Origin of the sequence: Methylomonas rosea (assembly GCF_024505055.1) — a bacterium.
GTDB classification, from domain to species: domain Bacteria; phylum Pseudomonadota; class Gammaproteobacteria; order Methylococcales; family Methylomonadaceae; genus Methylomonas; species Methylomonas rosea.
The window spans coordinates 81,921-92,289 of the sequence record NZ_JANIBL010000010.1 but is presented as its reverse complement, the minus strand read 5'-3'; the positions used below and the strand labels follow the sequence as shown (position 1 = coordinate 92,289).

At 52.1% G+C, this 10,369-nt stretch carries 11 protein-coding genes; 8 read left to right on the top strand and 3 right to left on the bottom strand.

The genetic code is table 11. The features are described 5' to 3' along the window. The first annotated feature begins 242 nt into the window (after nt 1-242). From NP589_RS05100 to NP589_RS05080, 5 genes are all read left to right on the top strand, one after another. On the top strand, nt 243-1,055 hold the full coding sequence (locus NP589_RS05100) for a Crp/Fnr family transcriptional regulator (protein ID WP_256606019.1): 813 nt from the start codon (nt 243-245) through the stop codon (nt 1,053-1,055). A gap of 88 nt (nt 1,056-1,143) precedes the next feature. Then, entirely contained in the window at nt 1,144-3,012 is a 1,869-nt protein-coding gene (locus NP589_RS05095) for a diguanylate cyclase (protein ID WP_256606018.1), read from the top strand. A 214-nt stretch (nt 3,013-3,226) separates the two neighbouring features. After that, nucleotides 3,227-3,736 carry an aspartate carbamoyltransferase gene (locus tag NP589_RS05090; protein ID WP_256606017.1) on the top strand — a complete coding sequence of 170 codons (510 nt, stop codon included), beginning with the start codon at nt 3,227-3,229 and terminating at the stop codon, nt 3,734-3,736. Nucleotides 3,737-4,072: 336 nt separating this feature from the next. Continuing rightward, the gene (locus NP589_RS05085) at nt 4,073-5,878 is read left to right on the top strand and encodes a helix-turn-helix transcriptional regulator (protein ID WP_256606016.1); all 1,806 of its coding nucleotides are present in this window, start codon (nt 4,073-4,075) and stop codon (nt 5,876-5,878) included. Between the two features lie 128 nt (nt 5,879-6,006). Next, complete coding sequence (locus tag NP589_RS05080; RefSeq protein WP_256606015.1) at nt 6,007-6,291, top strand: hypothetical protein; 285 nt, start codon at nt 6,007-6,009, stop codon at nt 6,289-6,291. On the opposite strand, the gene NP589_RS05075 is transcribed toward NP589_RS05080, so the two are convergent. After that, nucleotides 6,274-6,768, bottom strand: coding sequence for a YkgJ family cysteine cluster protein (locus NP589_RS05075; RefSeq protein ID WP_256606014.1), 495 nt, complete (start codon nt 6,766-6,768; stop codon nt 6,274-6,276). The two genes, NP589_RS05080 and NP589_RS05075, sit on opposite strands and share 18 nt — an antisense overlap. A gap of 192 nt (nt 6,769-6,960) precedes the next feature. Here NP589_RS05075 and NP589_RS05070 point away from each other — a divergent pair, with 192 nt between their 5' ends. The 3 genes from NP589_RS05070 to NP589_RS05060 all read left to right on the top strand — a co-directional run bounded on the left by NP589_RS05070 (nt 6,961) and on the right by NP589_RS05060 (nt 8,359). After that, nucleotides 6,961-7,125, top strand: a complete 165-nt coding sequence (locus NP589_RS05070; RefSeq protein WP_256606013.1) for a hypothetical protein — start codon at nt 6,961-6,963, stop codon at nt 7,123-7,125. A gap of 103 nt (nt 7,126-7,228) precedes the next feature. Beyond that, nucleotides 7,229-7,618, top strand: a complete 390-nt coding sequence (locus NP589_RS05065) for a glycine zipper family protein (protein WP_256606012.1) — start codon at nt 7,229-7,231, stop codon at nt 7,616-7,618. Nucleotides 7,619-7,804: 186 nt separating this feature from the next. Next, entirely contained in the window at nt 7,805-8,359 is a 555-nt protein-coding gene (locus NP589_RS05060) for a hypothetical protein (protein ID WP_256606011.1), read from the top strand. 85 nt (nt 8,360-8,444) lie between these two features. Here the strand turns inward: NP589_RS05060 and tpx are convergent, their stop codons facing one another. Both tpx and der read right to left on the bottom strand, forming a co-directional pair. After that, nucleotides 8,445-8,948, bottom strand: a complete 504-nt coding sequence (gene tpx / locus NP589_RS05055; protein WP_256606010.1) for a thiol peroxidase — start codon at nt 8,946-8,948, stop codon at nt 8,445-8,447. 26 nt (nt 8,949-8,974) lie between these two features. Beyond that, the gene (gene der / locus NP589_RS05050; RefSeq protein WP_256606009.1) at nt 8,975-10,366 is read right to left on the bottom strand and encodes a ribosome biogenesis GTPase Der; all 1,392 of its coding nucleotides are present in this window, start codon (nt 10,364-10,366) and stop codon (nt 8,975-8,977) included. Nucleotides 10,367-10,369: the final 3 nt, after the last annotated feature.

Genomic DNA, 10,369 nt, shown 5'->3' with positions numbered 1-10,369 from the left:
GGGGCTAGTGCGCATATAGAAGTCCTGGTGCCGCCCGGCAGTCCTCATGGCGACGGGTTTCGTGGAAATGACGGTTATAGGGGATTTGCGGGCAGGGTTAATAAACAGACTTTAGTCTAAGTAGCAGTACGTATTTTTACCGGATAGCCGCTGTGTTAAAACGCACTATGCTGGTATGGATTTACCGTTTTAGCAAAGTGAAGACGTAATGCAACCGCAGCCAAACTAACCGGAAATGACTGATGAGTGAAATGGACAATCCAAGACAAAACCAGCTTCTCGCCATGCTGCCCGCACCCAATTATGCGTATGTTTCAAGCTTGCTGGAACGGGTTGAAATGTGCTGCGGCGATGTCCTGGGCGAAGCGGATGAAGCATTACCTTATGTCTACTTCCCCGTAACCGGCGTGATAGCCAAGCTTTACTACACGGAGAATGGCACCTCCAGCGAATTGGCTTTGATCGGCAACGAAGGCATGTTGGGCATATCGCTGTTCATGGGCGGGGAATCCATGCCGCATCAAGCCTTAGTCGTGATGCCGGGCTATGCCTACCGGTTGCGCAGGAGCCTATTTGAGAAAGAAATTGAGCGGATAGGCGGGCAGCGTAGTGGGGCGCTACACGGCATGTTACTTCGCTATACCCAGGCATTGATTACACATTTGACGCAGATAGCCGCCTGCAACCGGCACCATTCAATCGAACAGCAATTCTCCCGCTGGCTGCTGATGATCCTGGACCGGCAGAGCGGTAGCGAGATAGCAATAACGCAACAATCCATCGCCAGCCTATTGGGCGTGCGCCGCGAAGGCATCACCGAGGCTGCCGGGAAATTACAGCAAGCCGGGGTAATTCGGTATTACCGTGGTCACATCAGCGTGCTGGAGCGCGCCGGCCTGGAAGCGCAAAGTTGCGAGTGTTATCAGGTCATCAAAAACGAGTTTGCTCGGCTACGGGCTATTAACGCCAATCCGTCGCCGCTGTCCAGACCCCTTACCGCAATAAAGACTTATGGACGTGCCAAAGATCTCAGGAGGCGCTACGCGTTTGGCTGATAAAGCTTACCGGCGGTGAGAAATCGCACAGTGGTTTTGTCTGGTCACTCCGGCTATTGAAACCCAGTCACCGATAGGGGGCGATTTTATGAACACTGCATCCGCCAAAGCCAATAGCTGCTTACTAGTTATGGACCACGATCCTGCCAACCGGATGGCTAACAAACATTCCTTAGCGGGGTTTCAGGATCACGATTCGGTGTTTCGCGAGGGAGAACCTAGTCATCATGGTCTCAAACTCGCTGAAGACCATCAGCCTGAACGAGTGCACTGGGACCGGCGATTGCGGGATATACAAGACGCCGCGTATCTCGCCAATCAGTCGGCAACCCTCAAACAGCCTAACGAGTCCACCTTGATGCAGGCAGAATTGGATGATGTGGCGTCTTTAGCGGGCAAATCTCACGACTGCACTAGCGTCGCTGACGCCGAATCCCCAGCCGAAGTTTGCCGAGAACAGCGTGAACAGCAAATGCTTGTAGAGAAGACCGAAGCGCTGGGGCAGTTGCGTGAGGCGGAGGCTAAATACCGGACCTTGGTGGAACAAATGCCGGTAATCACCTATATCGCATCGCTGGAAACGCCGGTAAAGCTGTTATATGTCAGCCCGCAAATTTCTCAATTGGGCTATCCCGAGCAAGATTGGCTTGATGATCCGCAAGGTTTGCTTAAGCGGGTACATCCGGATGATTTGGCCGTGACCGTGGAAGCCTACGCCTATACCTATGAACATCACGTGCCGTTACGATGCGAATACCGATTACGCAAACATGATGGACACCATCGCTGGTTTCTGGACGAAGCCAATGTGGTAAGGAACGAAGCCGGCGAAAGTTTGTTTTTGCAGGGTGTCTTGGTTGATATTACCAAAGACAAGGAAACCGAGCAGGAACTGAGCTATTACCGGCAACGCCTGGAGGAACTGGTATTTAAGCGTACTGAGCAACTGGAAAAACAATGCGCGATACTCAAGTCAGCCAATGCCAGCCTTGACGCAACCTTGGTGAAGCTCAAACATGCCAATACCGAGGCGCGCAACAGCGAGAGGCGCTTTCGCTTACTGCTGGATTCGGCCGGCGAAGGTATTGTCGGTCTGGATGCGAATGGTCGTTGCAGCTTTGTTAACCGGGCTGCGTTGCAGATGTTGGGTTACGCCGAAGAAGACGCGCTGGGACACGACATCTTAGCCATGGTAGCGGACGATTTAACCCTAGCATTGGAAGCGCTCGGGTCGCCCCACCTTGCCCGGGATATAGTAGCTCAGCGCAGTGCCACCAGTTTTAAGCGCAAGGATGGCCGTTATTTTCCGGTCGAATATTCGTTTTATCCGGTCGCGCTGGATGGATTCGTCGACAGCGTGGTACTGGTGTTTTGGGACATGTCGGCATCTCACGCCAAAATCCAGAATTTGGCCTATCAGGCCAGTCACGACCCCTTGACCGGGCTGGTTAATCGGACAGCCTTCGAACAACGCGTGACCAGAGTATTGGCAAGTGCCCGCCCCGGCTATTTTCAACACGCGCTCTGTTATCTCGACCTGGATCATTTCAAGCAGGTTAACGACACCTGCGGACACGCGGCCGGGGACGAATTATTGCGCAGAATAAGTGCCGTTTTGTCCTCCAAACTGCGGCAGCGGGACACTCTTGCCCGGCTGGGCGGTGACGAGTTTGCGTTGTTGCTGGAACACACCACGCTTGATCAGGCGCGAAATATTGCCCATGAGCTCTGCGACAGCCTGCGCAATTTCAAATTTAACTGGGGGGATACCGAATTTACCGTTAGCGCCAGTATTGGAGTAGCCTCGGTGACGTGTACTGTTCGAGATGTCGATGAGTTTTTAAATAACGCCGACAGCGCGTGTTACCGAGCCAAGGAAAAAGGCCGTAATCAGGTACATGTGTTTTTACCCGACAATGTCGAGCGCCTCAATCAATTCGGCCAATGGAAAGCTTAAGGATTTTGCCAAAACGCATTTTTTGTATGAAGAAGGGAGCCAGCGAATTACTAAGTCGCTAATCCGACTCTATTTATTACCGGTATCCCGCTCCGGCTAAGTATATCGAAGCCAAGTAGGGTATGTCCTCCGGCAAGCCCGGAGCAAACGGTATTGAACGGCCGGATAAAAACTTAGTATTCAGGATGAATGTTAACTTACTCGGAGTATCGCCATGAAACACTATCTATTAATAATACTGGGCATTCTGCAATGCCTTATCGTCGTGCAAGCCATTGAACATGCGCCCGCTAAACCCATCAATCAAGAACAATTGCAGACAATAGTGCCTTACGCGGTGAAGGGGACGGTACAAACCTTTACCAAAACGGTTCACGGCGGCGTCCAGCATGTGGTAATCAAATCGGCGGACAACACCTCGCAAATCAAATTAATCCAGGCGCATTTACAAAAAAGGGCCGAGCAATATAAAGCAGGCGATTATTCTGTCACCGAACGTTTGCACGGTGCGGCAATGCCGGGGCTGGCGCAGTTAAAAACGGCAAAAGCCGATGATATTAAAGTGCAATATCAAGCTTTGGATAACGGCGGACAGATTCATTTTTCCACCGAATATCCCCAATTCGTTCAGGCCCTGCACGAGTGGTTCGACGCCCAAACCCAGGACCACGGTAATCCGGACATACCCGGTCACAATAGCCATCATTCACCGGCTGCTGAATGATATTGTTGACTCGGCCCTTAAGTTCCCTGGAGCCGTCATTCTCGCGAAGGCGGGAATCCAGTATAACCGCTGGGCTCCCGCCTTCGCGGGAGCGACGATATTTAAGGGCCGGGTCAATAACGTAACCGTTTAAAGGTCTTGGATGCTGGTCACTGTTAATTTGGTTGATTGCCGGCCGGGTTAACAAATAGGCACGGGAACTCAAATCCTGGGTTCCCTCATTTCTCCAGCCAGACGCCCGGCTCATGCTTTGAACAGGTAAGTGGGGTAATTACTCGGCGCTTAAGGCGTTCCTTCTGGCAAAATACCGAGCTATCTACAAGCCGGGTCTGCTCCATGCTCGAAAAATCAATTGGTCAATCAGCCGCAATCCTGAATAGTGACTTCATCGCCATTGCGATAATTAAGGACAGGCACATTGTTTGGGCCAACGCGGCCATGCATCGTATTTTTGCTTACGAGCCGGATGAACTAATTGGCCAAGCTACCCGAAACCTGTTTCTTGACCAGGACAGTTATCAGGCATTCGGGCGTGAGGCTTACGCTGCTATTGCGGAGGGCAGCACCTATACCGGCATCATCCCGCAGAAACGCAAGGATGGCTCGACGGGTTGGTATGAATTCAATATTTCAAGTTTCGGGGATTGCTCTGATGTGGCCGTGGGTGCAATCGTCGATAGAACCGCAAGCTATCAAGCTCTTCAAAAACTAGAAGTGAGCGAGTCCCGCTATCGGTCAGTCGTGGAAGATCAGACCGAGGTTATCAGTCGGATCCTGCCTGACGGAACCTTTTTGTTCGTCAATGATGTTTTTTGTCGGGTGTTCGGCAAAATCGCCGACGAGTTGATTGGTCATCGCTGGCATCCGGCAGCCCATCCCGACGATATTCCCATGATCGAGGCCAGGCTAAGCGAGATGTCGCCGGACCACCCCGTCGTCAGCATCGAGAACAGGGTGTATGTCGCTGGGGGCGAACTGCGCTGGATGCAATTCATCAATCGAGGATTCTACGATATCGGTGGCGCGCTCAGGGAAATTCAGTCGGTTGGTCGTGACATTACGGTCCAGCGCGAAGCCTTGACCAGTTTGCAGGCCAGCGAGGAACGCTACCGAACGCTGGTGGAAACAACCAGTGTCGTGACATGGTTCTGCCCTTCCAATGGTCTTCATGTTGCCCCCCAACCGGCGTGGATGGCATTCACCGGCCAGACAGCGGAAGAAATGCTCGGCGCGGGGTGGGCCAAGGTCGTGCATCCCGACGATGTCGAAGCTGCCGCAGCGCTTTGGCAATCCGCAGTCGAGCGTGGCGAACCGTTCTTGAACACACACCGTATTCGCCGCCACGATGGTGTCTGGCGTTGGATGAGCGTGCGTGCGGTGCCGATTCGCGATAGACAGGGCCGCATTCTCGAATGGATGGGTATGGGGCAGGATGTTACCGAGCAAAAGCAGGCCGAAATGGCGTTGGCAGAAAGCGAGGAGCAACTCGAAATGGCGCTGGCGGCATCGGGATTGGTTTTATGGGATTGGCACATTCCTGAACGTAAAGTCACAGCAGGCAATCGCTGGTTCGAATTACTCGGCTACAACGAGGAGGAACTGGGCCACAACGAAGACGACTGGATGGATTTGGTCAATCCCAAGGACCTTGAAAGCTTCAAACAGAAAATTTCAGTGCATTTGCAGGGGGAAACCGCCAGCTTCGAAAGCGAACACCGGTTGAGGCACAAGGATGGTCATTGGGTATCGGTCGAAGCAAGAGGCAGGGTTACCCTTCGGGACAGGCAAAATAGCCCGCTACGCATGGTCGGCACGATACTGGATATTAGCCAACGCAAGCGCCTGAATGAAGAAGGCGTGGACTTGCTGAAGCGGATTGAATTGCTCATACGCGATAGTTCGTCGCCCTTAACTGCTAACGCAGAAAATGTTAAAGCAGCCGAAAGTCTGACCAAGCGGCAGCGGCAGATTCTCGGGATGATTGCTACGGGAATGACCTCAGCTGAAATCGGAAAACAGCTACACCTAGCCACGCCAACGGTCATCTCGCACCGCAGAAATCTGATGGCAAATCTGGGCCTGCACAGTACGGCCGAAGTCACACGCTTTGCCATCGATCACGGCCTGATTACTACCAAGTAGCGCGTCCAAGCCCTTCGATTTTATGTAATTGGCATATATGCACTAAATAATTACCATATAAAGGTGGTTATTTTTTTGGTTCATTACCGTATGCTTTTTACATGTATTTATGTAAAAAGCATACGGTAATGAACAAAATTGACTACGGGCGAAATTGCCCGCTTGCGCGATACTTGGAAGAGGTATCGATGATAGACAATGGCGGTCGCAAAGCCCAGTTCGCCAGCACTTTGTTACTCGGGCTCGGCTATCCGCTATATATCAAGCCACCCGACAATAAATTCAATGCGTATTTGTTGCGGCAAATTCAGAAGGAAAAGCAGAATGATCTATTGTCGGAAGTGGCAAGTATTTGTTCGCATTGCCCTCAATCAGTTCACTGCGAGGCTGGAGCCTTATTTCAAGTCTGCTAGAAACCACTCCGGTAATTCGCGAGACTCGCCTAGCGCAAGTAGCCGATGATCGATGCCGTCATGGTTGCCCCACACCACTTCGCTCAGCGCGCCATCGTTTAAGCGCGATTCGATGTCCTTGCAGTAAAGCCCCTGGTCGCGCTGAACATAGAAACCATAGGTTCGGCAAGCGACAGGGCGGTGGGCATAGACCAGGCAGGCGCCTTTCGCTTTGTCCAGCAGTGGGCAGATGACCGGGCGCGATGTCTGGCCGGCCAGCGCGGCAATTTCCAGGCGAATTTCCTTAATTTGCTCCGGGGGTAAGGCCATTAGGCCTTCTTGCAGACAATGCCATTCCTCTTCTGTGATTTTGGGTACTGCGGCAAGCCGACGACAACAGCCGTCGCAACCCTGGCGGCATAGCCAATCGGGTTGGTTGTCGCGGATGGTTTTTACGCGCGCGTCTATATCTACATGGAGTTGGGTGAGGGTATTCATTTGAATATACTGCCTGTTTAACCAGATTTTGCAAAGCCTTTCCGAGCATGACGCCGGCTCGGCGTGAGCTGAATAGGCAGCCGCTTTTAACCGGATCCTAATCAAAGCTTAAGTAGATTTTAAGTCGCCAAACTTAGAATTTTCCGCAAGTGAATAACTTACGGAGTGATTATGTGCGACTCGAATACTTTAATGAATCAACAGCTTGGCGAAAAACGCATTGGCGGCGGCACTTATGTTGCCATTGACGGCCTTTTAAAATATTGCATAACAGCGCCCTTACTCGAGCTGCCGATAGATTTTAAAGAGTGGTACAAACCTGCCGGCACTAATATCCCGCAACTTTATCAACTCTAGTGCGTGCCGCAGCATCCTTCCCGCAGCGGCATCCCTCTATGGCTCAAGCATAAATGTTGAAATTTTATCTAACGATTTAAACATGTCTGTTTTTGGAGAAAAAATGACACAAAAATATTTACCCTCTATGTTGGTAGTTGCCACATTAACCAGCGGCTGCGCATCCATGAGTGGTTGGCATCCGATCATCGATCCGCGCTTAGATCAACACCCCGATACCACGCAGCGCGACATGGTCGAGTGCAAGTCGCTTGCGGAACAAGCGTCGGATATCACCAAAGAAATCGGTATGGGCGCGGGAGTCGGTGCGGTTACCGGTGCTGCGGGTGGCGCGGCAGTCGGTGCGATAGCCGGCAGTGCTGCAACCGGTGCTGCGGGTGGCGCTATTTTGGCTATTCCCGCAGGATTATGGGAAGGTTACAAAGCTAACGAAGGCTTTAAACGGGCATTTAAAACCTGCATGCGTCAACGCGGCCATACGCTGGTTAACTAAAGAAAATCTCTGAAAATACCTCAGTCCCACGTAGAGCATTCAATTGCAAGCTGGGCACCCACCAGGGCGGGAGCAACAATATTAAGGAGGCGGTTTAATAGTCCTAGACACTATAAATATCCGTTATCAGGCATCGGCTTGATACTATATCGTCTGGATATTTGTTGAACTTATTTAGAAATGACGATGCGTGAATTAACCGACCGAGAGTTGTATCAGGCCCTGCAATACGCCAAAAGCCAGGATGAAAATGCTGGCCGCGCCATACTTCAGCAATTCCAAACCGAGCAGAGCGCGTTGGCGCAAACCATTTTTGGCGTGTTTTCGGCTTTGATTGCCGACAAAGATCGGCATCTTGCGAATCTATTCATGGATCTTTGCTTCGATGTGATTTGCGTATTCAGGCATGCTTTCGGCAGTTTGCCGGACCAGAAGGTATTGAACATGGAATGGTTGCAGAATACCGCCGCCTTACTCGATACCGAGTTGCAAGCATTCATGCCGGGTAAGGAGATGGATATGAAATTCCGCGACAAATTTCAGAACCGATTTACCGAGCGTATGATCGATAGCAACTCGCAAGTGGGCTTGGTTAAATTCATGGACGAAGCGATCAGCGAATATGTCGCCGAAAGCGCGGCGGATCCTGAAGCGGTTCGAACCACTCGGACCATGATATTTGTGGTTATTCAGCTTTTTTGCGCGATGTACGATCAGGCGGAACGCCAGGCCAAGGCTTAATAAATCCAGCGGCTTGGCACAGTCAGAGGCGGGTCTTTAGAAATGTTTTTTGCGCCGAGCTGAAAATCGGGCTCGGCGCTTTGGGTTACGGCTGATGCAGCGCAGCTAATGCGTTGACATAATCCGGCTCATCGGCAATTTCACTGACCAGTTGGGTGTAGATCACTTTGTCATTTTCGTCGATGATCACAATAGCGCGGGCAGTCAGGCCGGCCAAAATGCTGTCCAATAGCTCTACGCCATAGTCGTGGGCAAATTTGGAACGGAAGGTCGACAGCGGCACGACATGTTTGATGCCTTCGATTTCGCAAAACCGCACTTGCGCGAAAGGCAGGTCTGCGGAGACTACCAGCACCACGGTATTGTCCAGATGCGCGGCTTTTTCGTTGAATTTGCGGGTCGAGGTGGCGCAGGTCGGGGTGTCCAGGCTGGGGACAATATTGAGCACTTTGCGTTTGCCGGCGAACTCAGCCAAGCCCACGTCCTGCATTTTACGATTGGTCAGCTGGAAATCCGGCGCTTGTGTACCTACCGCCGGTAAATCTCCTATAGTGTTGATCGGCTTGCCTTGGAAAGTGATGGTTGCCATAGAAATGCTCCACGTATCTTGAGTTGTTATTTTTTCCGTTTACTGAAATCGATCAAGCGTTTGCGTTTTTTAACTTGGCGATCAGAAAGCGGGTTTTTCTGGCCTTGAAACGGATTTTCCGGCGACTTGAATATCAAACGGATCGGTGTGCCCGTCAGTTGCAGCTGGTCGCGGAAATAATTCATCAAATAGCGTTTGTAGGCGCCGGGGAGGGAGTCGGTCTGGGTGCCGTGTATCACTACGACCGGCGGATTGCGGCCGCCCTGGTGCGCGTACTTTAATTTGATCCGGCGGCCGCCAACCAGCGGCGGCTGATGTGCGGCCAGCGCGTCGGTCAAAATCCGGGTGAGCAATGGCGTTGACATGTCGGTCATGGCCGAGTCGTACAGAGTATGCACCACATCAAACAACTTACCGACGCCGCTGCCGTGCAAGGCAGAGATGGGATGTTTTTCCGCAAACTCCAGAAACGACAATTTGATTTCGATCTGTTTTTTCACGAAATCGCGGTGTTCGGCGTTCAGGCCATCCCATTTATTCAAGCCGATGATCAAGGCCCGGCCGGCTTCCAGCACCAAGCCTAATATGTGCGCATCCTGATCGGTCACACCTTCGCGGGCGTCGATCAAATAAATCACCACATGGGCTTTCTCGATGGCTTGCAGCGATTTGATGATGCTGAATTTTTCCACCGTCAACGATACCCTGGAGCGGCGGCGCATGCCGGCGGTATCGATCAGAGTAAATTTCTGGCCGTTACGTTCGAAGGGAATATAAATGCTATCGCGAGTCGTGCCGGCTTCGTCGAAGACCACTACGCGTTCTTCGCCGAGCAGGCGGTTGACCAAAGTCGATTTGCCGACATTGGGCCGGCCGACGATAGCGATGGCGATACCCGGATCTTGCTCTTCGAATTCGTCCGCGACCACCGGCAACAGCTCGTCGATGCGATCCAGTAAATCATGGACATTGCGGCCGTGGGTTGCGGCGATGCCGATCGGTTCGCCCAATGCCAAGCTATAGAAATCGTTGGTCACGGTATTGCTGTCGATGCCGTCAACTTTATTGACCACCAGCACCACCGGTTTGCCCAGTTTGCGCAGCATGTCGGCAATCGCTTCATCGGTAGCGTTAAGGCCATCCCGGGCATCGACCATGAAAAACACCACGTCGGCTTCCTGCAAGGCGATTTCCACCTGTTTTTTGGCGAAGACGTCTATGCCTTCCTGTTCGTTAGTTATACCGCCGGTATCTACGATCAGACAGTCGCGTTCGCCGCGTTTGACCCGGCCGTATTGGCGGTCGCGGGTCAGGCCGGGGTAGTCCGCGACTAATGCTTCGCGACTGCGGGTTAGATAATTGAACAGCGTGGATTTGCCCACATTGGGGCGGCCCACTAGGGCTATAACGGGTAACATGGA